The sequence below is a fragment of the Oenococcus sp. genome, assembly GCF_047725585.1.
In the GTDB taxonomy this organism is placed as follows: Bacteria; Bacillota; Bacilli; order Lactobacillales; family Lactobacillaceae; genus Oenococcus; species Oenococcus kitaharae_A.
This window is the reverse complement of record NZ_JBDNNF010000005.1, coordinates 72,439-93,165: the sequence shown is the minus strand read 5'-3', so window position 1 is coordinate 93,165 and position 20,727 is coordinate 72,439. Positions and strand designations below refer to the sequence as shown.

29 protein-coding genes are annotated in these 20,727 nt (G+C 41.8%); all 29 read right to left on the bottom strand.

Annotated features, from left to right (window positions below):
• Positions 1 to 62 precede the first annotated feature (62 nt).
• The 29 genes from ABF487_RS07370 to rpsH all read right to left on the bottom strand — a co-directional run bounded on the left by ABF487_RS07370 (position 63) and on the right by rpsH (position 20,661).
• A complete protein-coding gene (locus ABF487_RS07370; protein WP_415624808.1) occupies positions 63 to 380 on the bottom strand; it encodes a heavy metal-binding domain-containing protein in 318 nt (105 codons plus the stop codon).
• 35 nt (positions 381 to 415) lie between these two features.
• Positions 416 to 1,732, bottom strand: coding sequence for a glucose-6-phosphate isomerase (locus ABF487_RS07365; RefSeq protein ID WP_415634927.1), 1,317 nt, complete (start codon positions 1,730 to 1,732; stop codon positions 416 to 418).
• Between the two features lie 10 nt (positions 1,733 to 1,742).
• A complete protein-coding gene (gene glmS, locus ABF487_RS07360) occupies positions 1,743 to 3,548 on the bottom strand; it encodes a glutamine--fructose-6-phosphate transaminase (isomerizing) (protein WP_415624811.1) in 1,806 nt (601 codons plus the stop codon).
• Positions 3,549 to 3,657: 109 nt separating this feature from the next.
• A complete protein-coding gene (locus ABF487_RS07355) occupies positions 3,658 to 4,560 on the bottom strand; it encodes a DMT family transporter (protein WP_263780028.1) in 903 nt (300 codons plus the stop codon).
• Entirely contained in the window at positions 4,560 to 5,648 is a 1,089-nt protein-coding gene (locus ABF487_RS07350) for an ABC transporter substrate-binding protein (protein WP_415626185.1), read from the bottom strand. Before ABF487_RS07350 ends, ABF487_RS07355 begins: the two co-directional genes overlap by 1 nt.
• Positions 5,645 to 6,451, bottom strand: coding sequence for an ABC transporter permease (locus tag ABF487_RS07345; protein ID WP_415626186.1), 807 nt, complete (start codon positions 6,449 to 6,451; stop codon positions 5,645 to 5,647). Before ABF487_RS07345 ends, ABF487_RS07350 begins: the two co-directional genes overlap by 4 nt.
• Positions 6,448 to 7,269 carry an ABC transporter permease gene (locus ABF487_RS07340; protein WP_263780025.1) on the bottom strand — a complete coding sequence of 274 codons (822 nt, stop codon included), beginning with the start codon at positions 7,267 to 7,269 and terminating at the stop codon, positions 6,448 to 6,450. Before ABF487_RS07340 ends, ABF487_RS07345 begins: the two co-directional genes overlap by 4 nt.
• Entirely contained in the window at positions 7,266 to 8,372 is a 1,107-nt protein-coding gene (locus ABF487_RS07335) for an ABC transporter ATP-binding protein (RefSeq protein ID WP_263780024.1), read from the bottom strand. Before ABF487_RS07335 ends, ABF487_RS07340 begins: the two co-directional genes overlap by 4 nt.
• Before the next feature lie 118 nt (positions 8,373 to 8,490).
• Positions 8,491 to 8,883, bottom strand: a complete 393-nt coding sequence (rpsI, locus tag ABF487_RS07330) for a 30S ribosomal protein S9 (RefSeq protein WP_007745910.1) — start codon at positions 8,881 to 8,883, stop codon at positions 8,491 to 8,493.
• An 18-nt stretch (positions 8,884 to 8,901) separates the two neighbouring features.
• Positions 8,902 to 9,348, bottom strand: coding sequence for a 50S ribosomal protein L13 (gene rplM, locus ABF487_RS07325; protein ID WP_007745909.1), 447 nt, complete (start codon positions 9,346 to 9,348; stop codon positions 8,902 to 8,904).
• A gap of 93 nt (positions 9,349 to 9,441) precedes the next feature.
• A complete protein-coding gene (locus ABF487_RS07320; RefSeq protein ID WP_415624815.1) occupies positions 9,442 to 10,293 on the bottom strand; it encodes an SseB family protein in 852 nt (283 codons plus the stop codon).
• Positions 10,277 to 11,035, bottom strand: coding sequence for a tRNA pseudouridine(38-40) synthase TruA (gene truA, locus ABF487_RS07315; RefSeq protein WP_415632734.1), 759 nt, complete (start codon positions 11,033 to 11,035; stop codon positions 10,277 to 10,279). Before truA ends, ABF487_RS07320 begins: the two co-directional genes overlap by 17 nt.
• 4 nt (positions 11,036 to 11,039) lie before the next feature.
• A complete protein-coding gene (locus tag ABF487_RS07310; RefSeq protein WP_415634926.1) occupies positions 11,040 to 11,831 on the bottom strand; it encodes an energy-coupling factor transporter transmembrane component T family protein in 792 nt (263 codons plus the stop codon).
• Positions 11,824 to 12,639, bottom strand: a complete 816-nt coding sequence (locus ABF487_RS07305; RefSeq protein WP_415634925.1) for an energy-coupling factor ABC transporter ATP-binding protein — start codon at positions 12,637 to 12,639, stop codon at positions 11,824 to 11,826. The genes ABF487_RS07310 and ABF487_RS07305 overlap by 8 nt, the downstream gene beginning before the upstream one ends.
• The gene (locus tag ABF487_RS07300) at positions 12,615 to 13,415 is read right to left on the bottom strand and encodes an ATP-binding cassette domain-containing protein (RefSeq protein ID WP_415624819.1); all 801 of its coding nucleotides are present in this window, start codon (positions 13,413 to 13,415) and stop codon (positions 12,615 to 12,617) included. Before ABF487_RS07300 ends, ABF487_RS07305 begins: the two co-directional genes overlap by 25 nt.
• 93 nt (positions 13,416 to 13,508) lie before the next feature.
• Complete coding sequence (gene rplQ, locus ABF487_RS07295; protein ID WP_007745900.1) at positions 13,509 to 13,904, bottom strand: 50S ribosomal protein L17; 396 nt, start codon at positions 13,902 to 13,904, stop codon at positions 13,509 to 13,511.
• Positions 13,905 to 13,930: 26 nt separating this feature from the next.
• Complete coding sequence (locus ABF487_RS07290) at positions 13,931 to 14,878, bottom strand: DNA-directed RNA polymerase subunit alpha (protein ID WP_415624820.1); 948 nt, start codon at positions 14,876 to 14,878, stop codon at positions 13,931 to 13,933.
• 24 nt (positions 14,879 to 14,902) lie between these two features.
• On the bottom strand, positions 14,903 to 15,301 hold the full coding sequence (gene rpsK / locus ABF487_RS07285; protein WP_007745896.1) for a 30S ribosomal protein S11: 399 nt from the start codon (positions 15,299 to 15,301) through the stop codon (positions 14,903 to 14,905).
• Between the two features lie 26 nt (positions 15,302 to 15,327).
• Entirely contained in the window at positions 15,328 to 15,699 is a 372-nt protein-coding gene (gene rpsM, locus ABF487_RS07280) for a 30S ribosomal protein S13 (protein WP_007745894.1), read from the bottom strand.
• Positions 15,700 to 15,757: 58 nt separating this feature from the next.
• Entirely contained in the window at positions 15,758 to 15,877 is a 120-nt protein-coding gene (rpmJ, locus tag ABF487_RS07275; protein WP_011677525.1) for a 50S ribosomal protein L36, read from the bottom strand.
• A 41-nt stretch (positions 15,878 to 15,918) separates the two neighbouring features.
• The gene (gene infA / locus ABF487_RS07270) at positions 15,919 to 16,137 is read right to left on the bottom strand and encodes a translation initiation factor IF-1 (RefSeq protein WP_007745892.1); all 219 of its coding nucleotides are present in this window, start codon (positions 16,135 to 16,137) and stop codon (positions 15,919 to 15,921) included.
• 68 nt (positions 16,138 to 16,205) lie between these two features.
• Positions 16,206 to 16,772 carry an adenylate kinase gene (locus ABF487_RS07265; RefSeq protein WP_263780017.1) on the bottom strand — a complete coding sequence of 189 codons (567 nt, stop codon included), beginning with the start codon at positions 16,770 to 16,772 and terminating at the stop codon, positions 16,206 to 16,208.
• Position 16,773: 1 nt separating this feature from the next.
• Entirely contained in the window at positions 16,774 to 18,120 is a 1,347-nt protein-coding gene (gene secY / locus ABF487_RS07260) for a preprotein translocase subunit SecY (protein WP_263780016.1), read from the bottom strand.
• A 4-nt stretch (positions 18,121 to 18,124) separates the two neighbouring features.
• Positions 18,125 to 18,586 (bottom strand): 50S ribosomal protein L15, encoded by a 462-nt coding sequence (gene rplO, locus ABF487_RS07255; protein WP_263780015.1) that lies wholly within the window; start codon positions 18,584 to 18,586, stop codon positions 18,125 to 18,127.
• A complete protein-coding gene (gene rpmD / locus ABF487_RS07250; protein ID WP_007745886.1) occupies positions 18,587 to 18,769 on the bottom strand; it encodes a 50S ribosomal protein L30 in 183 nt (60 codons plus the stop codon).
• A 10-nt stretch (positions 18,770 to 18,779) separates the two neighbouring features.
• Positions 18,780 to 19,277, bottom strand: a complete 498-nt coding sequence (rpsE, locus tag ABF487_RS07245) for a 30S ribosomal protein S5 (RefSeq protein ID WP_263780014.1) — start codon at positions 19,275 to 19,277, stop codon at positions 18,780 to 18,782.
• Between the two features lie 18 nt (positions 19,278 to 19,295).
• Positions 19,296 to 19,652, bottom strand: coding sequence for a 50S ribosomal protein L18 (gene rplR, locus ABF487_RS07240; RefSeq protein WP_263780013.1), 357 nt, complete (start codon positions 19,650 to 19,652; stop codon positions 19,296 to 19,298).
• A gap of 31 nt (positions 19,653 to 19,683) precedes the next feature.
• The gene (gene rplF / locus ABF487_RS07235) at positions 19,684 to 20,220 is read right to left on the bottom strand and encodes a 50S ribosomal protein L6 (protein WP_415624822.1); all 537 of its coding nucleotides are present in this window, start codon (positions 20,218 to 20,220) and stop codon (positions 19,684 to 19,686) included.
• Between the two features lie 39 nt (positions 20,221 to 20,259).
• Entirely contained in the window at positions 20,260 to 20,661 is a 402-nt protein-coding gene (gene rpsH, locus ABF487_RS07230; RefSeq protein WP_415634924.1) for a 30S ribosomal protein S8, read from the bottom strand.
• Positions 20,662 to 20,727 lie beyond the last annotated feature (66 nt).

Sequence of the window (20,727 nt, the reverse complement as noted above, 5' to 3'; positions counted from 1 at the left end):
AAGGCGCTTAGAAAAATGGCTCCTATATCCTAGGAGCCTTTTCAAATTAAATTTACTGATAATTACAATTTTGACATTTTCACCGCTGTCCCATAGGCGACAACGCTCATAATACCGTTGGCCTCATTGGAATCAAAACGCATCATCGTAACTGCATCTGCACCCATTGAAGCCGCATTATCTTTTAAACGTCCAATCGATTCTTCGCGCGCTTGGTCCTGCAACTGCGTCCAAGTTACGACCTCACCGCCAACTAACGTTTTCAGGCCGGCGCCAAATGTCCGAACAATATTTCTGCTCCTTGTAGTTAGCCCGAAGACTTCGCCCAAAGTTTCATCAATCTGGTAACCAGCAATATTTTCAGTAGTAGCAACAATCATCGCACCCTCCAGGTGTTTTAAATTTGTCAAAAATCTCAGTCGGTATAACCAGGTTTGCCCAAAATTCTGAACATATTCGTCTTGTAGACTTCGACTCCAGGCTGATTAAATGGGTTAATAGCATTCAAATAGCCAGAAACTGCAACGGCCGCTTCAAAGAAGTAGATAAGATTTCCCAAATTAAACTCGTCCAAATCATCCAATTGCAGCAGGATATTGGGAACACCAGCCGAAGTATGTGCCTGAGCTGTTGCCGTCAAAGCAGCTTCATTCACATCTTTCATTGGCTTATTCAGAATGTAATCCAAATGGTCTGTATTATCATCAGCTTGTGGCACAACACGATCACTGATTGGCTTTGTGATATCCAAAATTGTCTCAAAAAGAATCTTCTTGCCATCTTGAATATACTGACCGATCGAATGAAGATCAGTCGAGAAAATAGCTGAAGTTGGATAAATGCCCTTATTGTCTTTACCTTCGGACTCAGCCATCAATTGTTTCCACCATTCAAACAAGTATCTGAATTGCGGCTCGTAACCAACGATCGTCTCAACGTCAAAGCCCTTGCGATAAAGGATGTTACGGTAAATCGCATACAAAATAGAAGGCTTGGCCAAGATGTCTTCATCTTTTGCGAAATCTTCTTGAGCGGATTTGGCGCCATCCATCAATTTTTTGATATCAATCCCGGCAACAGCAATTGGCAAAAGACCAACAGCACTGAGAACGGAATAACGTCCGCCAATACCATCAGGCACGACAAAGCGTTCATAACCGTTTTCCTTGGCCACATCCAATAAAGCGCCTTTATGTGCGTCAGTTGTCGCAAAAATTCGTTTTGCAGCAGCATCCCTACCATACTTCTTTTCGATTAAAGCCTTGAAAACACGAAAAGCGATCGCAGGCTCGGTTGTTGTACCTGACTTAGAAATAACATTGATGGAAAAATCGCGATCCCCAATCAAATCAATGACATCATCTATATATCTACCAGAGGCCGAGGTTCCAACAAAATAAATCTCAGGTAAACCAGCTTTAGCCGCCTGCTCGTTATGAAACTCGGATTTCAAAAATTCAATGACGGCACGCGCCCCTAAATAAGAACCGCCAATCCCGATCACAACGAGAACTTTGGAATCAGACTTTATTTTTTCTGCAGCTGTCAGGATTCTGGCAAACTCATCTTGATCATAATCTGTTGGGAGCGTCAGCCAATCTTCCATCTCGTTGCCAACGCCGCTACGAGCCAATAGCGTGTCCCGGGCCAGACCGGCAGCAGGCTTTAACAGCTCGACTTCAGAATCATCGACAAACCCTTTTAAATAATCTTTCTTGAAAGTAACTTTCATAAATTTATCCTCACTGTACAGTTACGGATTTTGCTAGGTTGCGCGGATGATCAACATCCAACTTCCGGCCTAACGATGTGTAATAAGCCAAAAGCTGAATTGGAATCGCTTCCAAAATCGGACCGAACATTTCCATCTCACCAGTTAACTCTGGCAAAACAATTTCATCAGTCGCGTTAGCGAGATTTTTGGTTACAATCGTCATCGTTTTCGCACCGCGAGCTATTGTCTCTTCAAGATTAGACCGCGTCAAACCGGCCATTTTCGATTGCGAAATCAGGCCGATCACGGGCGTACCATGTTCAATCAGGGAAATCGTTCCGTGCTTTAACTCTCCGGCTGCAAAACCCTCAACTAAAGTATAGGATATTTCTTTCAGTTTTAACGCAGCTTCCAAAGTTACATCGGCATCTGCACCTCGTCCAATATAAAAAGCCCGATCGGTATTAACTAAATAATCATCTGCTAAAACTTTAATATGGTCCTTGCCATCAATCACCGCCTGCATATCAACAGCTAATCGGCTCAGCTGCCCCTGCAATTCGGTATGGCCGCCTGCTACAGCTGCAGCTAAAATAATTTGAGTAATAATCTGAGCAGTATAGGCCTTAGTCGAAGCCACAGCAATTTCAGGTCCGGCCAACAAAGGCAGCGCAAAGTCCACATCGCGCGTCAAAGTCGAATTCATGACATTAGCCAAAGTCAGACTGGCATAATGCGCCCTTTTAACCAGTTCCAGCACTTGAATACTGTCAGCAGTTTCACCGGACTGGCTGATAAAAATGAAGAATGGTTTTTGAGAAATCAAAGGATGATCATAAGCAAATTCAGAGGCAATATGAACTTCAGTCGGGATACCAGCCCATTTTTCAAAGAAGCGCCTGCCAATCAATCCGGCATGATAGCTGGTACCGGCAGCAATGATATATAGCCGATCTGCCTGTTTAATACTATTTAAAATTGCATCATCAATGTGGGGCAGGCCATCAACAAAATAATGCTGAATCAGATGACGTGCCACGATTGCCTGCTCATCAATCTCTTTTAGCATAAAAAAAGGATAGGCACCCTTTTCAGCCGCCTGGGGATCAATATTCAAATGGAAAGGTTGGCGAGTGAAGGATTCGCCTTGTTCGTTATATAATTTGACATCTGTTTTTGAAACAATTGCGATTTCGCCATCCTGCAGTTCAATAAAATCTTTTGTCAGATTTAGCATTGCCGTTGCATCTGATGTCACGACATTTGCGCTCTTCGAAACACCAACCAATAAAGGACTTTTAGATTTTGCCGTGTACAGCAAATCGGGTGTTTTCGTATCAACCAGCAAAAAAGCATATGACGAATTATCATTTAACAGGTTAATCATTTTGCGAAAAGCAGCTAATGTCGACAACCCTTCTGCCGCGAATTTGCCGACCAGCTGTACTGCAACCTCTGTATCGGTCTGAGATTTGAAAACCACACCCGACAAATAAGTTTGTTTGAGTTCCTTGTAGTTTTCAATCACGCCATTATGAACTAAGTAATATCTGCCGTCATCACTAACGTGAGGATGTGCATTAGCAACACTCGGCTCACCGTGAGTCGCCCAGCGTGTGTGTGCTATACCGGATTTTCCGCTTAAATCGTAGCTCTTTGTCTTCTCTTCCAGATCTTTGACGCGGCCCTTTTCTTTAACCAGCATATCCCGGCCATCATCAGTATGGACGTAAACGCCAGCCGAATCATAACCGCGATATTCAAGCTTTTCCAGCCCACTTAGTAAAAAAGGCAACGCTTCATTAATGCCTGTATATCCAATGATTCCGCACATATTTTTCACTCCTAAATAAAAATTTCTTTCGAATACCGCCTTTTAGGATAACGGAAAAAAATAAAGAAATCAGAAAACATGGAACATCAAGGAACATTGGTATAGGCCATTATCGAACATGTTGATGCTTAAATGCCTGCAGACACATCATCAAAAGAATTAGGCTGGCTCCCAATACATCAATCCCTTGGACGGATAAATGCAGCAGGGTGATACTTAAAATCGCTGCTGTCAATGGCTCGACTGCCGATAATAAGCTCATGGTTGTAGCTCCGACTAAATGCAGGCTCAAAAACCACATCGCTGTTCCAAAAGCTGTACTAACAATCGTAAAGAAAATCAGCAAAAACCAATTGATTCCCGACATTTTGGGTACCTGTTCAAAAAAAGGCCGATAACAGTTGAATAAGATTCCCGAGACAAACAAGGACAACGCTGTGACAGGCAGCGGTCCATATTTGCTAACCAGCTTAATCGGATAGATGGTGCCAAAAGCATAGACCAAGGCTGCAAAAAGCCCCCAAAACAAGCCTGCCAGCGATAACTGCAAATGACCGATATGACCATGGGTAACCAACAAAAATGTGCCCGCTAACGCAACAATGAGTGAAAGCGAATCAATTCTTTGCGGCAAATGACGCTGAACGATCACATAAAAGAAAATGACAAATAATGGGCTTAGAGAAGTTAAAATGGTTGCCAATGCCGCATTTGATTCAGAAATGGCAACAATGTAGCTGTATTGCGACATGAAGTCACCGAAAATCATAAAGATAATCAAACGCCAGCGAACGCTTCTGTCTTTAATTAAGTTAAATAAATTCTGACGATCAAAGACCAGCACATAGATAAATAGAGCCAGCCCGGCAAAAAACAGACGAACGGACAAAACCCAATTGACATCCAATCCAACCTGGTTAAACAAATATTGTGTAACAACACCATTCAGGCCCCATAAGAAAGGTCCCAACACGGCGTAAAACAAACCCAATCGCTTCCGACTATTTACCATCAGCGATTCGTCATCTTGAATTCCAAGAACAAGTCATTATAAATCTGAGTCCAGCGCGAACCCAAATCTGAATAAACTTCCAAGTGTTTGATCGTCTGATCGTCCGGGTAAAACTGCCGATCACTCGTAACTGATTTAGGTAATAGTTTGACAGCACCTTTATTCGGGGTAGCATATTCGACATATTCAGCGTTTTGAGCTGCGTTTTTTGGCTCAGACATGAAATTCAAGAATTTATAGATAGCTGTGAAGTGCTTAGCAGTCTTAGGGATTGCAAGATTATCAAACCACAAATTCGATCCTTCGCTAGGGACGACATAATGCAAATGCTTATTTTGAGCGATCATCTCAGCAGCCTGTCCAGACCAGCTAATACCGATAGGCGCTTCTTCTTGAGCCAAATACATGACCATTTCATCAGCCAAAATAGCTTTGACATTCGGCATTAAAGCATCTAATTTCGCTTTTGCAGCTAAAACGTCCGGCATGCGCTTGCTATTGACCGACTTGTTCATTGAAATCAAAGATAAGCCAAAAGCATCACGTGCCGAATCAACTAACAGGATTTTGTTTCTAAAACGGCTTGACCATAATTGGTCCCAATGCGATACCTCCGATTTTTTGACAAATTTATCGTTGTAAATGATACCCAAGGTCCCCCAAAAATATGGAATTGAGTATCTATTATGCGGATCAAAAGCATCATTTAAGAAACGCGGATCATAATACTTAAAACCTGTAAAACGTTTTTTATCAATCGGATCTAACAAATGTTCCTTACGCATCTTTTCAATCATATATTCAGAAGGAACGATGATATCGTAGGCTGTACCGCCTTGACGAACCTTTGTATACATCGCTTCATTGGAATCGAAAGTCTCGTAGTTGACTTGATAACCAGTTTCTTTCGTAAATTTCTTAATCAAAGCTGGATCAATATAGTCGCCCCAATTGTATACATTTAAAACTTTTGTTTTGTTGGATGATCCAGCTGCAGCGTTTTCTTTAGCTACCAGATAGCGCTGAAAAGCAAAAAGTGCCAAAATGACCAAAATTAAAGCAAAAAAGGCCGATAAAATTTTTTTCATTTCGTGACCTCCAAATCAGGCGTCCTTTTTTTATTGCCAGATCTGGAAATAAAATAATAAATCAGAACCAGAACCAGGCTGACAAGAAACATGAGTGCCGATAAGGCATTGATTTCCAAACTAATTCCCTCTCGAGCACGCGAATAGATTTCGACCGACAGAGTTGAAAAGCCATTACCGGTGACAAAGAAAGTGACCGCAAAATCGTCTAAAGAGTAGGTTAAAGCCATAAAAAAACCAGCCATAATACCGGAAGAAATATATGGCAATGTAATCTTGCTAAGGACCTGCATCGGACTTGCTCCCAAATCCTCAGCAGCTTCAGCTAATGCTGGCGGCATTTCTTGGAGCCTCGGCAAGACCATTAGAACAACAATTGGAATACTAAAAGCAATATGGCTTAACAGCACTGAAATAAAGCCCAAAGATAAGCCGATAGCTGTAAAAAAGATGAGGAAACTAGCGCCAATGATAACGTCTGGGCTCACTAATAAGACAGAATTCAAGTTCAGTAAAATGTTTTTACTGAACTGCTTTTTAGCATACTTGATCCACAAGGCACCAAGTGTACCAATCGCTGTCGCCAATAAAGAGGATAAAAAGGCGACAATCAGTGTATCGACCAGAATTTCAATCATGCGGGTATCGCCCCAAAGCTGATTGTAATGAACCAATGAAAAGCCATTCCAGCCAGTCATGTATTTGCCTGAATTAAAGGAATACAAAATAAGATAGAAAATCGGTGCATAAAGCAGGACGAAGATAATAAAAAGATAAAGGTGGCTGAATTTGAATTTTCTCATAAGCGGCCTCCCCGACGCAGAATGGTCTTTTTACGGTCACGTGTCAATATCATGGTTGCAACCATAGCAATAATCAGAATCACACCAATGGTAGAACCCATATGCCAATTCTGGGTGGTTAAAAAATGCTCCTCAATCGCCGTGCCTAGCGTGATCACACGATTGCCGCCAATTAAGCGTGTAATCATGAAAAGACTCAGCGATGGAATAAACACGGACTGCACACCAGATTTAACGCCTGGCATCGACAAAGGCACAATAAGGCGCCACAAAGTCTGCCATGAATTAGCTCCTAAATCACGACTAGCCTGTATCAGGTCTTTATCCATATCATTTAAAACGTTAAAAATAGGCAAAATCATAAAGGGAATTTCAATATAGCTCGAGACCAGGATGAAACTGGCGTTTGTAAACAGTAATTGCTGTGGGGCAATTCCAAATAACGAAATGAACGAATTGGCCGTGCCATCCCGCGATAAAATGCCGATAAAAGCATATGCCTTCAATAACAGATTAATCCAAGTAGGCAAAATAACCAGTAAAAGCCAAAATTGGCGATTTTTTAAGTTTGCCAGAAAATAAGCTGTTGGATACGAAATTACCAGCGTAATAACCGTAATCAAAAATGCATAAACAACCGAATTCAAGGTCATTCTCAGATAGGTACCAGAAGCAAAGTAGGCAGCAAAATTAGCCAAAGTCAAATGACCTGAGGCATTGGTCATGGCCTGAAAAAATAAAAGCAGTAGCGGAATAACCACAAAAAATGCCAGCCATAAGGTATATGGGATTGAAAAAAGCAGTTTTTCTTTTTTCATTGATCTTCGCCCTCATAAGATTCCAAACGAGCGTCAAAATCCTCTTCTGACTCATTCAGACGCATAATGTGTATATCCTCAGGGTCAAACTTAAGCCCGCGTCTCTGGCCTATTTTAGCCGGATTTGTCGCCTGAACGGCCCACTCGTTACCAGCATCATCAATCGCCGTGATTTCATAAAAATCTCCTCTGAATGATTGATCATCAATCGTGACCTGAAGTTTGCCACGACTCGGAACAACGATGTCCAAATCTTCAGGACGAATCACGACTTCAACACGTTCGTTGGGGCGCATACCAGCATCCACATTCTTGAAATCTTTTCCTGCGAAACTAACTAGATTGTCTTCTTTCATAATGCCAGGGACAATATTAGCCTCGCCAATAAAGTCAGCCACAAAATGATTGATGGGCTCATCATAAATGTCCACAGGCGAACCTGACTGCTGTATGCGGCCATCATCAATGACAAAAATCCAGTCCGACATTGCCAAAGCTTCTTCTTGGTCATGTGTCACAAAAATAAATGTGATCCCTAGACGCTGCTGTAGTTCACGTAATTCATACTGCATTTCTTTGCGTAATTTGTAGTCCAAGGCCGACAAAGGCTCATCCAATAAAAGAACTTTCGGCTCATTTGCCAAAGCCCTTGCAATTGCGACACGCTGCTGCTGTCCGCCTGAAATCTCTGAGATTTCTCGATCGGCCAAATCATCCATTTTCACAAGTTTTAACATTGACTCGACTAAATCATCGATCTTCTTTTTTGAAAATCCTTTAATTGACGGACCAAAAGCCACATTATCGTAGACGTTCATATTCGGAAAAAGTGCATAGTTTTGAAAAACGGTATTGACCTTTCTTTGATCAGACGGTAAACCATTAACGTTTTGGCCTTCAATTAGGATATTCCCGTCAGTCGGCTGTAAACGGCCGGCGATTAGACTCAAAATCGTCGATTTTCCTGAACCCGATGGACCTAGAAGTGTGTAAAATTTACCCTCTTCAATCTCAAGATCGACCTTTTTTAAAACCTTGGTCTCGCCATAATCCAAGCTGACGTCTTTAAATTCAATCAATGGTTGCTTTGTTTCTTCAGTCATTAATTAATCCCCTAGTCCAAATAAATTCAGATGATTACAAGTATAAAGAATTTTTAATTAATTGTCATATTTTTAAGCACAAAAAAACTCGGCAAAGGCCGAGTAATATCTGTATATATTAACGCTTACTGAACTGAGAAGCACGACGAGCCTTTTTAAGACCAGGCTTCTTACGTTCAACCATCCGAGAATCACGAGTCAGCAAACCTGCTGACTTCAACGCTGGACGGAAATCCGGATCAACTTGAAGCAATGCTCGTGCAATACCATGACGAGTTGCGCCAGCTTGACCAGCAAAGCCACCGCCGATCACATTAACATTGACATCATAAGTACCATCCGTAGATGTGACTGCAAAGGGTTGAGTCACGACAGCTCTGAGGTTAGCGGCTGGGATATATTCCTCAAATGATCGATCATTAATCGTAATTTTACCGCTGCCAGGTGTTAAACGCACACGTGCAACAGAGTTCTTACGTCGGCCAGTTCCTGCATATTGATTATTTGCCATTATTTACCAGTTCCTTTCTTAGAGTAAATCCTTGATATCTAATTCGCGAGGTTTCTGGGCTGTCTGACCAACCTTTTCGCCACTTGCATAAACATGCAGTTTCAATCCTTGAGCACGCCCCAAGGTATTCTTTGGCAACATGCCTTGAACAGCAAGTTCGATAAGCTTCTTTGGATTATTCTCACGAAGATCACCAGCTTGACGCGCTTTAAGTCCACCAGGAAAACCAGAGTGATGATAATAATATTTATCCGTCACCTTTTTTCCAGTCAAACGAACCAAATCAGCATTGACAACAATGACATAATCACCGGTATCAACCGAAGGCGTAAAAGTGGGTTTGTTCTTGCCGCGAAGAACGGTCGCAACAACACTGCTCAGGCGACCCAAAGGCACGTCAGTAGCGTCAACGATATACCAATCGCGTTTAATTTCTTGTGGTTTTGCTAAAAATGTACTACGCATAATTTTTTATCCTTTTCACTACATCCGTACCAGGGCTTGGAGTAAATAAGACCGATAAATATGATACTAGTCTTTGTCCCCTAATGTCAAGCCTCAGGCGTCATCCTTCTGATTCGAATCAGACAAATCCAAAATAAAATCGTTCGTTGTCGGATTCAAAACGATATTCGAAACAGCATCTCCTATGTTACCACGAATTTCCTTCAAACCCTCAGCAGGAACTGCAATAATTTCGGCATTATCATCTTCGTTGTAACCATTGGCACTTGCAGAGAAATACCACTGTGCTAAATGATCCCAATCAGAAAAAATCGGCAGATAACTGACCTGAGGCTGATCTTGCTGTGACAATAAGAAAAAGTCTATTTTTTCCTGTCGGATTCTTCTTTTTTTGATACGTGTCGGCATCAGGAAAACAGCATTTGAAAGAAGACTATTAATATTTGTGTCATCCAATTGATCAGCATCTAGTGTTGTTTGCAAGGCTGGATTTTCAATTTTTTCAGTATCCTTGGTCTGCAGTTTGTAAAAACGATTCAAGGCTTCATGACTGGGCTGCTGAACAGTTAAATCCGAATTTTCTTGATCCTTTGCCATGGCCTGCTGGACAAATTGTGCTAATTGTGCTGTGGGTACAGGCAAGAAACCTTTAATTGTCGTATCGAAAAATATGACAACATCGTAAACGGGGTCGGAACTCAAACGGCTAAATACTTCTAAACCTACTTGTGCAAAAAAATCTTCCGCCATTGTCATGGTCAAAAAGCGATCATATTTTTTTGTTTCGTCATTGAAAGGTGAAAATAATTGTGAGTCTTCCAGCAACTTATCAAGTTGGCGACCATCGGGATCATCTTCAGGATGATTAATCTCGATAACAGCAATATTAGGCGTTTGATCGTCTTGACCAACAAAATATTCGATTGTTTTAATCCATTGGCTCATAGTAAACCTCATCTAAGTATAACCCAGATGCCGGAGCGGTAAAACGCGCTTGTTGGCGGTCTTTTACTTCGATTAAACGTCGAATATCATGGACCGGACGCGTTTTATTACCAATTTCTAATAATACACCGACCATAATTCTAATTTGGTTATACAAAAATGCATTTCCTTGGAAGATAAATAATAGCTCATCTCGATCTGGAGCGGCTTGCAAACGAGCAGATGTTATCCGCCTAATCGTCGTCGCGGTTTGGTTGCCCGAAGCTGCAAAGGAAGCGAAATCATGTTCACCCAATAGATCAGGAAGCGCTTGATTAATTCTATCTAGATCCAAATGCCAAAAATAGTGGCCAGTATAAAATCTTTTGAAGGGATCAATGAATTTACTCGTTGATACACGGTAGAGGTAACGTTTTTCGTGGCTGCTCCGGCGAGCATTAAAGGTTAGCGGTGCATATTCAACCTTCCGAACAAGAATGTCCGTCGGCAATTGACTGTTCATCCCCATTAGTATTGCCTGCTCACTTAAGTTGAAGGGAAAAATAAAGTTAATTACTTGACCATTGGCATGCACACCAGCATCAGTTCGGCTGGCACCAATAACTTTCATTGACCGTTTGGCCATTTTGGACACAACTTTATTCAATTCATCCTGAACAGTCCGACTACCAGGACGATTCTGACTTTGAAAGCCTTCAAAAGCATGCCCATCATATGAAATTGTAACCTTATAATTTTGCATTGCATTAAATGACGATCCAAAGAACAATAACGAAGAAAATGACTAAAATTAACCAATCCAAACTCTGAAAATGCAAATGATGAAAACTGGTTCGATTTTTTGCATTGACAAAGCCACGTACCTCCATTGTATCGGCTAGAGCCAGAGCTTTGTTAAAAGCAACACTGATCAAGGGGATTATCATAGGGATAAGTGCTTTAACTCTTTTAATAAGCCCGCCTGCTCGAAGACTAAGGCCTCGAGAACGCTGCGCATCGACAATGGTCGCAAATTCGTCAGATAAAATCGGTACAAACCTCAAAGACATGGAAATTAAAAGTGCAAACGTTTTTGTATCCAATCCTAATTTACCAAGTGGTTTTAAGAGACTCGCAATACCATCAGCGATGGCCGTTGGCGCAGTGGTAGCTGTCATCAATGTTGTTACCAAAATCATAAAAAAGAATCTCAGTGCGAATATGACCGCATTGCTTAAGGCAGATAATGAAATTTTAAACCAGCCAAAGCTAAAAAGAATGTCTGCCTGATTAATCGCTGGTGTCAACAAAAATTGAACCAAAATCATAAACGTAACTAGAAAAATAATAGATTTTAAGCCCGACAAAAAAATTTTGAGGGGAATTTTGGAAAAAATAATCGCGCAGATAACAAATAAAGCTAATACGCCATAGTCTAACCAAGACTGGGTTAAAAATAAAATAAGCACGAAGAAAAAGTCAATAATAATTTTTGTCCGAGGATCTAGGCGGGCAATAAAAGAATCAGTTGGAATAAAGCGTCCAAACAAGCTATTCATTAATCGCCTCAGCTAACTCCTTCAATGACAAAGGTGTTTTTTTTAATCCCAGCCGGCGCGCATAATAAACAGCAGTCGGCAATTGAAGACCTTGAATATTTTTTTGGGAATATAGCTGCGCAGGGCTTTGGTCGAAAAGCAATTGACCATCAGAAAAGAACAACATCCTGTTAGCAAAAGGCACAAAAATATCCAAGTCGTGGCTCACAACAATAATGGTCGAACCATCTTTATGAAGCTGTTCCAAAAGTTCCAGCAAATCCTTTTTAGCGTATTCATCCATTCCAGCAGTCGGCTCATCTAATAATAAATATTGTGGGTGATTTACTAAAGAACCTGCAATAGCAGCTTTGCGCATCTGTCCCACTGATAAATTAAAGACTGGCCGTTGCCAAAGTGCTTGTTCTAATCCAACTCGTTCTAAGATTTCAGCAGCTTTTTTTTCAGCGACCACTTTGCTATCCCCAAAATTAAGAGAAGAGAAGGCAACATCTTCTAAAACCGTATTTGCAAAAAGTTGGCGTTGGGGAAACTGCAAAACGAAGGCAAAAAGACGGCGAATTTTCATCAAAGCTTTCTCAGGGCTTCTATGATTGATGACCTGATCTTGAAAAATAATTTGACCCTCGCTGGGTAGAATTAACGTATCCAATAATTTCAAGAAAGTTGTTTTGCCAGAACCGGTTGAACCGGCAACAAGAATAAAATCACCCTCATTAATGCGCAGAGATAATTTTTCTAACGAAAAAACCTTCTCTTGCGGAAGCGTTCTGTAATGGTAATTTACTTGTTGGAATTCAATAGCCATGAGATTAATTGATCGTTTGAAATCACATTCTTTGGAATTTGGGTTTGATTCGGTCGATTTTCGTTTAGCCGCTCTGCCAATTTTGAGGCAAACGTCTCAGCCAAGTGATGTTCCCTTAAAAAGGGTCTATCAGTCATCAAGGCAGCTGTGGGTCTATCTGCAATAATTTTCCCGTCTTCAAGTACCAAAATACGTTTGCCTGAAACGATTTCATCTGCATCGTGGGTAATATTAATGATGGTGAGATTTGGATTTTGCCTATGCAAATCAGACAACAAATGCAGAATAGACTTTCTGCCTACGGGATCTAGCATGCTAGTCGCTTCATCGAAGATTAAAATATCGGCATTAATAATTAGAGCTGATCCAATTGCAATTCTTTGTTTTTGGCCACCAGATAATTGATCCGGCAAGCTTTTATCATATCCCGGCATACCAACTTCATTTAAAACACGCTTAATTTTCTCGGGCATCAAATCCGGATTCAGTTCTTGGTTTTCCAATCCAAATGCTAATTCATCCTCGACTGTCGCTCCAATAAATTGATCATCCGGATTCTGAAAAACGGCACCCAGCCTGCCATTAATTTCAATCGTTCCCGCCTGAGCCGTTTCCAGTCCTAAGATCAAACGCATCAGCGTTGTTTTCCCAGAACCATTTCTGCCTACAACCGAAAGCCATTCACCTTTTTTAATTGTCAGTGAGAGGTTGCGGAAGAGTGGCAACCCATCTTCAAATGTAAAAGATAAATTATAAATTGCAATTGCTGAGGCCATCACTAGAATTTTAACAAAGCCCAGCGTAAAAAAACAAAAATGGCGTAATAAAAAGGCCTCCATTTAGAAGCCTTTTGAATTACGCTTATGATTTTAATCAACCAATTCCAATAAAGCCATTGGAGCAGCATCACCGCGACGCTGTCCGAGCTTATAAATCCTAGTGTAACCACCATTTCTGCTCTGGAAACGGGGCGCAACATCGCCGAACAAAGTTTTTACAGCTTTTTGTTCAACGACATCTTCTGCGCTAGTCGCATTCTTGATTTTATTTTCATCTTCAACATCGCGAAGATATGCTGCAGCTAAACGTCGAGCAGCAAGATCGCCACGTTTTCCAAGCGTAATCATTTTTTCAGCTTGACGACGAACTTCTTTAGCACGAGCTTCAGTTGTCTGAATTCGTCCATTAAGAATTAAATTAGTCGTCAAATCACGTAAAAGTGCTTTTCGCTGAGATTTGGTTCTTTGTAATTTACGATATCCCATGATTACTCCTTTCTGAACTACTTCAATTATTGGTTTTCAACATCCTGCTTAAATGAATGTCCCCGTTCGGCGAGCTTTTGAATGATCTCTTCAAGAGATTTACGGCCCAAGTTTCGAACTTCGCCCATATCGTGAAGGGTCTTGTTCGTCAGATCCTCGATCGTATTAATTCCAGCACGCTTTAGGCAATTGAAAGAACGAACTGAGAGTTCAAGCTCTTCAATCGGTTCCTTTTTCTCCATAACGGTCTCAACCGCGTCAGGATCTAACATCATCTCTTTTTGCCCAGCATTACTAAGGTCAATGAACAGAGAAAGATGTTCTGTCAAGATCTTGGATCCAAGACTCAAAGCTTCACTAGGCGTAACAGACCCATCAGTCCAAACCTCTAGAGTAAGCTTATCATAATCATCACGATGACCAACACGTGTCTTCTCGACAGTGTAGTTAACCTTAGAAATTGGCGTGTAAATAGAATCAATTGCGAGCACACCAATACCAAGTTCCATTTTGGCCTTGTTTTCTTCCGCCGAATCATATCCACGGCCACGAACGGCAGTCAAAGTCATATGCAGACTTTTACCGGCCGAAACAGTTGCTAGATGCAAGTCAGGATTCAGAATTTCAACGTCACCATCACCCTTGATATCACCGGCAGTTAAATCTCCAGCGCCACTAAAGTCAACTTCAAGCGTCTTCTGTTCATCAGAATCAATCCTTAAAGCGACCTTCTTAAGATTCAAAATGATTTGCGTAACATCTTCAGTTACACCATCAATCGTTGTGAATTCATGAAGTACGCCATCGATCTGTACGGAATTAATTGCTGCACCCGGGAGGCTGGAAAGCAAAACTCTTCTCAAAGAATTACCGAGAGTCGTACCATAGCCACGCTCAAGAGGTTCGGCAACAAACTTCCCATATTTTTCTGATTCTTCGACGGTCGAAATTGTTGGCTTTTGAAATTCGATCATATATTTGCCTCTCCTATATATTTATTATGCTCGACGCTGTTTCGGTGGACGAGAACCGTTATGAGGAACTGGGGTTACGTCACTGATCGCAGTTATTTCAAGACCAGCAGCAGCAACGGCACGAATTGCAGATTCACGTCCGGGACCAGGTCCCTTCACACTGATTGCAACGCTATGCATATTTTGTTCGATTGCAGCCTTTGCAGCAGCTTCACCAGCAAGTTGAGCAGCAAAAGGAGTAGACTTACGAGAACCCTTAAAGCCCAGCGAACCGGCTGATGACCAGGAAACGGCGTTTCCAACTTCATCAGTAATCATAACGATCGTGTTATTAAAAGTCGAATGGATATGTGCAACACCCTTTTCGATATTCTTTTTAACACGGCGCTTACGACTACTTGTACGACTTGTACGACTTGCCATATTGAAAAATCTCCTTTCTTAATTAGTTACTTCTTCTTGCCAGCAATTGCTTTAGCTGGGCCTTTGCGTGTACGCGCATTATTCTTCGTATGCTGTCCGCGAACGGGCAAGCCACGACGATGACGAATGCCTCGGTATGAAGCGATTTCTTGAAGTCCTTTGATATTCAAACTGACTTCTCTACGAAGATCGCCCTCTAATGTCAAGTTAAGCTTGTCAACCGTGGCACGAACCTTATCCTCATCTTCAGGGCTAAGGTCGCGTACACGAACATCTTCACTGACACCAGCTTCTGCTAAAATTTTCTCAGCAGTTGTATTACCGATTCCATATATATAAGTAAGACCAATCACGAGTCTTTTATCACGTGGTAAATCTATTCCTGCAATACGAGCCATAACAATTCCTCCTTTCTATGTATGTCGGTTCTTTATGCCACCGGCCTGCCAAAAAAAATTACTTGCCTTGGCGCTGCTTGTGCTTTGGATTTGCTGAACAAATGACCATAACACGACCATTCCGCTTAATGACACGGCACTGGTCACACATCGGCTTTACAGATGGACGTACTTTCACAATCTATTCCTCCTATTCGGTTAACTGATTGTTGTCTCGTCTTATTTGTGACGATAAGTGATTCGACCCTTAGTCAAATCATATGGCGACATTTCAACCGTAACACGATCTCCAACGAGAATACGGATGTAATTCTTTCGAATCTTGCCAGAAACCCCGGCCTGTATTTGTGCACCGTTCTCCAACTCAACAATGAAGTTAGCATTCGGCTTCGTCTCCTTAATTACTCCTTCAATCTCAATAACATCGTTACCTGCCACTCTTACCTCCAAATTTTATACGGTCAACCTTCAAATTATATCAGCGAACAGAAAAAAAATCAAACCTTTTATAGATTTGAAACAACTTCTTCTACTTTAGCATAAACGTCCTTAACTTCACCAGCTGCTTCTACAACAAACAAGTTACCCTGATGGCGATAATAGTCAACAAGAGGCATAGTTTCCGATTTAGCGACCTCAATGCGATGCGCAATAACTTCAGGCAAGTCGTCTGCCCGTCCACGGGCAAGCATCCTTGCAGTCACAAGTTCCTGTGATGCCTGAAGATAAATAACCGCATCAACCTCTTGATTCTTTTTTTTCAAAAAAGCTGCCAGCGAATCAGCCTGTTCGGGATTCCGAGGGTAGCCATCAAGAATAAAGCCTGAAGCAGACAAGACATCAGCTTCGTCTAAGCGTTGGTTAACGATGCCGTTAGTCACATCATCAGGAACCAGATTGCCTGCATCGATGAAAGACTTAGCTTTATCACCTAATTCAGTATGCTGGGACATAGCTGCACGAAAAATATCGCCCGTGGAGATATGTGGCAGTTTAAAGTCTTTCGCCAATACTTCGGCATTAGTTCCTTTACCAACCCCAGGGAGGCCCAGCATTACAATATTCTTTGACATCTCAAATTCTTCCTTCCGAAATTTCCTTATCAAAATAAGGATGAGAACGGATTAAACCAATATAATTTTTCTTTTCGGTAAGTCCTTCGATCTGACGCATCAGATCAACGGCCACCCCGATAACAATCAAAAGGCTGGTACCGCCAAGACCAATGCCAGAGTTTGCATCCAAAAATCCAAAGTTCTGTGCAAGCAACGGCACAACAGCGACAACAGCGAGGAATACAGAGCCTGGGCCAGATAAACGATTCAACAAACGACTTAAGAACTTTTTGGTCTCCTCACCCGGTCGGACACCAATGATATATGAACCCTGCTTCTGTAAATTCTCAGACACTTTTTCCGGGTTAACCTGGACAAAAGCATAGAAGAAGGTAAATAGAACAATCATAATACCGTATGCAAACGTACCCTGCCAAGTTTGCAAACTAAAAATATTGGATGCAACACGATACCAAGGCTGATTGCCCCATGACCCAACAAAAGCCTGCAAAATCGTTTGAGGAGTCGTGATTAGGGACGAAGCAAAAATAACGGGAATAACGCCAGAAACATTAACGCGCAACGGCAAATAACTTTCATCACCATAGTCTCGTTCAGATCGCGTATATTGCATTGGCAGACGGCGAACAGCACCATAAAACCATGTAACCAATGTAATCACAATCAATAGAGCCAGGAAAAGAACACCAAAACTGATCCATCCATTTATGCCTGGGCCCTCTATCACGTCAGCTTGGAAAAGCTGCCACAGACTAGGAAAAAGCTGAGCGACAATTCCGGCGAAGATGATCATGGATACGCCGTTACCAATACCCTTATCTTGGATCTGCTCACCAAGCCATACCGAAAACATCGAACCAATAGTCATGATAATAGCGATCACGAAATAGGAATTAAACGAACTATCCTTCAGCAATGTTACACCAATGGGCTGTCCAAGAGCATTCAAACCAGCGGTTATACCAATCGATTGAAAAAAGGCCAAAACGATCGTTAAATACCTTGTAATCTGATTTGTCTTGCGTCTGCCTGTTTCACCTTGCTTCGACCACTCAACCAATTTCGGTACAATATCCATTTGTAACAGTTGAATAACAATTTGAGCTGTAACGTAAGGACTAACACCCAGGGCAAACAAAGAATACGCCGACAAACCGCCACCTGAAAACAAATTCAGAATAGACAGCAAAGACGTTTGATCCATTAACCTGGTCAAGGCACTTGCATTGACTCCTGGAACCGTTATGTAGGCGCCAAATCTATAGACGAATAAAATAAACAAGGTCCAATAGATTCGAACACGAATTTCCTTTTGTTTAAGGGCTTTTGATAATAAATTAAACATGTAGTTAGTTTTCTGAATCATCCTGAGCACTTGTTAATACAAGTGTACTGCCTGCTTGTGCAATGGCAGCTTGAGCAGCCTTAGAGGCTTTACTTACCTGAATTGTAAGCTTCTTCTCTAGTTTACCAGACGCCAAAACTTTTACGCCTGACAACTCTTTTTTAATTAGGCCTGCATCAACCAAAGAAGCAGCTGAAACTGTGTCACCATCGTCAAACTTATTCAACATATCCAAGTTGACAATTGCAAACTCTTTACGAGAAAAATTATTGAAACCTCGTTTAGGCATACGCCTCATCAAAGGCATTTGGCCACCTTCAAAACTCAAACGAAGTTTCTTACCTTCACGAGCCTTTTGACCCTTTTGTCCACGGCCAGCAGTCTTACCTTTGCCGCCAAAACCACGGGCTTTACGAGTAGCTGCTTTTCTTGAACCAACTACTGGTTTTAAAGTTGATAAATCCATTTAGTTAACCTCCTCAACCGTCACAAGATGAGCGATCTTGAAAATAATGCCACGAGTTGCGGCATTGTCAGGGCGGACAACAGAGGAGTGCACGCGACCCAAGCCAAGGGACTTTGCGATCACTCTTTGTCTAGGCTCACGGTGTGCAATACTTTTAATTAAAGTAATTTTTAAATCAGCCATCTCTCCTCCATTATTCTCCAAGATCAACACCGCGTAATGCAGCGACGACCTTGGCTTCCTTCAAATTGGTCAAAGCATCAAAAGTTGCGCGAACAACGTTGACAGCTGTAGATGAACCAAGTGACTTAGCCGTAACATCAGCAACACCGGCTAACTCCATAATTGGACGAGTAGAGCCACCTGCAGCAACTCCAGAACCTTCAGAGGCTGGCTTTAAGAGCACTTTTCCGCCACCGTCGACCCCAAGGACATCGTGAGGAATCGTTGTTCCAACAGTTGGAACCTCAACTAGATGACGCTTAGCATCTTCAACTGCTTTTCGAATTGCTTCGGGAACTTCTTGTGCTTTACCTGTGCCATAACCAACATGACCATTTTTATCGCCAACGATAACTAGCGCAGCAAAACGCAAACGCCGGCCACCTTTAACAACTTTTGTAACACGGTTGATCGAAACAACATTCTCTTCAAGATCACCGAGTGCATTTGGGTTAATATATTCTGCCATAACTTATCCTCCTCCCCTTTAGAATTTCAAGCCTGCTTCACGAGCGCCATCAGCTAATGCTTCAACGCGACCATGGTAGAGATATCCACTACGGTCAAAAACAACTTCCGTGATATTTTTTTTCGTAGCTGCTTTAGCGACGGATTCGCCAACTTTTGCAGCTTGTTCAGATTTTGTTCCACCTTGGTTTTCTTGATCCAAAGTAGAGGCACTTGCTAGCGTCACACCCGCTACGTCATCAATTACTTGTGCGTAGATGTTTGAATTCGAACGGAATACGCTCAAACGGGGGCGCTGTGCAGTACCAGAAATCTTTCCGCGCACACGCGCGTGACGCCTTTGACGCGTCTTATTTTTATCTGGTTTTGTGATCATAGCAATGCTTCCTTTTCATTTTTAAGACTGGTTATTTACCAGTCTTACCTTCCTTGCGGCGTACAACTTCACCTTCGTAACGAATTCCCTTGCCTTTATAGGGTTCAGGAGGGCGAACACCGCGAATCTCAGCGGCAAAATCTCCTACTCTTTGTTTAGAGATACCTTCAATTGAAATGTGAACTGAATCAGGCACGTTAACGGTTAATCCCTCACGTGCGGCAAATTCAACTGGATGCGAGAATCCGACTGTTAAAACAAGTTTGTCGCCTTGCTTAGAAGCACGATATCCCACACCAACAAGCTCAAGATTCTTTTTGAAGCCGTTAGAGACACCCTCAATCATATTAGCAACATTTGCTCGAGTTGTTCCATGCAAAGCCTTGTTGCGATTTGAATCATCAGGGCGGCTGAACTTAATTTCATTGCCATTAATTGTCATCGAGATTTCACTCGCGATCGGCCGAGAAATTTCACCTTTCGGTCCCTTCACAGTTACAATCTCTTGATCCTGCTTAACTTCAACACCGGCAGGAACGGTGATTTCTTTATTTCCAATACGACTCATGGTTTTCTCCTTTTCTAGATAAATGAACCATGTATTAAATTACCAGACGAAAGCGATAACTTCGCCGCCAATTTTCTTTGCACGAGCTGCCTTATCAGTTAAAACACCTTCCGATGTTGATAAGATTGCAATTCCCAGACCATTTAAAACTTTAGGAACAGCATCTGAAGAGACATAAGAACGAAGACCAGGTTTCGAAATACGCTTCAATCCCGTGATAACGCGTTCACGATTGGGACCATATTTTAAGTTTAACGAAATCAAGCCTTGCTTGTTTGGTGTATCAACGATTTGGTAATCATTAATAAAGCCTTCGTCCTTGAGGATTTGAGCCATACTAGCTTTGATCTTTGAAGCAGGTACTTCAACGTTTTCGTGACGAACCATGTTCGCATTACGAATACGAGTCAGAAAATCTGCGATGGGATCAGTCATTGTCATAATTTTTATCCTTCCTACAGTTGTCGCGTAGCAAATAACTTTTTAGACAAAACATCCTTGGATAAT

Excerpts from the sequence above, each read along its gene's own strand:
- ABF487_RS07370 (WP_415624808.1), bottom strand. The coding sequence starts at position 380 with ATGATTGTTGCTACTACTGAAAATATTGCTGGTTACCAGATTGATGAA.
- ABF487_RS07365 (WP_415634927.1), bottom strand. The coding sequence starts at position 1,732 with ATGAAAGTTACTTTCAAGAAAGATTATTTAAAAGGGTTTGTCGATGAT.
- glmS (WP_415624811.1), bottom strand. The coding sequence starts at position 3,548 with ATGTGCGGAATCATTGGATATACAGGCATTAATGAAGCGTTGCCTTTT.
- ABF487_RS07355 (WP_263780028.1), bottom strand. The coding sequence starts at position 4,560 with ATGGTAAATAGTCGGAAGCGATTGGGTTTGTTTTACGCCGTGTTGGGA.
- ABF487_RS07350 (WP_415626185.1), bottom strand. The coding sequence starts at position 5,648 with ATGAAAAAAATTTTATCGGCCTTTTTTGCTTTAATTTTGGTCATTTTG.
- ABF487_RS07345 (WP_415626186.1), bottom strand. The coding sequence starts at position 6,451 with ATGAGAAAATTCAAATTCAGCCACCTTTATCTTTTTATTATCTTCGTC.
- ABF487_RS07340 (WP_263780025.1), bottom strand. The coding sequence starts at position 7,269 with ATGAAAAAAGAAAAACTGCTTTTTTCAATCCCATATACCTTATGGCTG.
- ABF487_RS07335 (WP_263780024.1), bottom strand. The coding sequence starts at position 8,372 with ATGACTGAAGAAACAAAGCAACCATTGATTGAATTTAAAGACGTCAGC.
- rpsI (WP_007745910.1), bottom strand. The coding sequence starts at position 8,883 with ATGGCAAATAATCAATATGCAGGAACTGGCCGACGTAAGAACTCTGTT.
- rplM (WP_007745909.1), bottom strand. The coding sequence starts at position 9,348 with ATGCGTAGTACATTTTTAGCAAAACCACAAGAAATTAAACGCGATTGG.
- ABF487_RS07320 (WP_415624815.1), bottom strand. The coding sequence starts at position 10,293 with ATGAGCCAATGGATTAAAACAATCGAATATTTTGTTGGTCAAGACGAT.
- truA (WP_415632734.1), bottom strand. The coding sequence starts at position 11,035 with ATGCAAAATTATAAGGTTACAATTTCATATGATGGGCATGCTTTTGAA.
- ABF487_RS07310 (WP_415634926.1), bottom strand. The coding sequence starts at position 11,831 with ATGAATAGCTTGTTTGGACGCTTTATTCCAACTGATTCTTTTATTGCC.
- ABF487_RS07305 (WP_415634925.1), bottom strand. The coding sequence starts at position 12,639 with ATGGCTATTGAATTCCAACAAGTAAATTACCATTACAGAACGCTTCCG.
- ABF487_RS07300 (WP_415624819.1), bottom strand. The coding sequence starts at position 13,415 with ATGGCCTCAGCAATTGCAATTTATAATTTATCTTTTACATTTGAAGAT.
- rplQ (WP_007745900.1), bottom strand. The coding sequence starts at position 13,904 with ATGGGATATCGTAAATTACAAAGAACCAAATCTCAGCGAAAAGCACTT.
- ABF487_RS07290 (WP_415624820.1), bottom strand. The coding sequence starts at position 14,878 with ATGATCGAATTTCAAAAGCCAACAATTTCGACCGTCGAAGAATCAGAA.
- rpsK (WP_007745896.1), bottom strand. The coding sequence starts at position 15,301 with ATGGCAAGTCGTACAAGTCGTACAAGTAGTCGTAAGCGCCGTGTTAAA.
- rpsM (WP_007745894.1), bottom strand. The coding sequence starts at position 15,699 with ATGGCTCGTATTGCAGGAATAGATTTACCACGTGATAAAAGACTCGTG.
- ABF487_RS07265 (WP_263780017.1), bottom strand. The coding sequence starts at position 16,772 with ATGTCAAAGAATATTGTAATGCTGGGCCTCCCTGGGGTTGGTAAAGGA.
- secY (WP_263780016.1), bottom strand. The coding sequence starts at position 18,120 with ATGTTTAATTTATTATCAAAAGCCCTTAAACAAAAGGAAATTCGTGTT.
- rplO (WP_263780015.1), bottom strand. The coding sequence starts at position 18,586 with ATGGATTTATCAACTTTAAAACCAGTAGTTGGTTCAAGAAAAGCAGCT.
- rpmD (WP_007745886.1), bottom strand. The coding sequence starts at position 18,769 with ATGGCTGATTTAAAAATTACTTTAATTAAAAGTATTGCACACCGTGAG.
- rpsE (WP_263780014.1), bottom strand. The coding sequence starts at position 19,277 with ATGGCAGAATATATTAACCCAAATGCACTCGGTGATCTTGAAGAGAAT.
- rplR (WP_263780013.1), bottom strand. The coding sequence starts at position 19,652 with ATGATCACAAAACCAGATAAAAATAAGACGCGTCAAAGGCGTCACGCG.
- rplF (WP_415624822.1), bottom strand. The coding sequence starts at position 20,220 with ATGAGTCGTATTGGAAATAAAGAAATCACCGTTCCTGCCGGTGTTGAA.
- rpsH (WP_415634924.1), bottom strand. The coding sequence starts at position 20,661 with ATGACAATGACTGATCCCATCGCAGATTTTCTGACTCGTATTCGTAAT.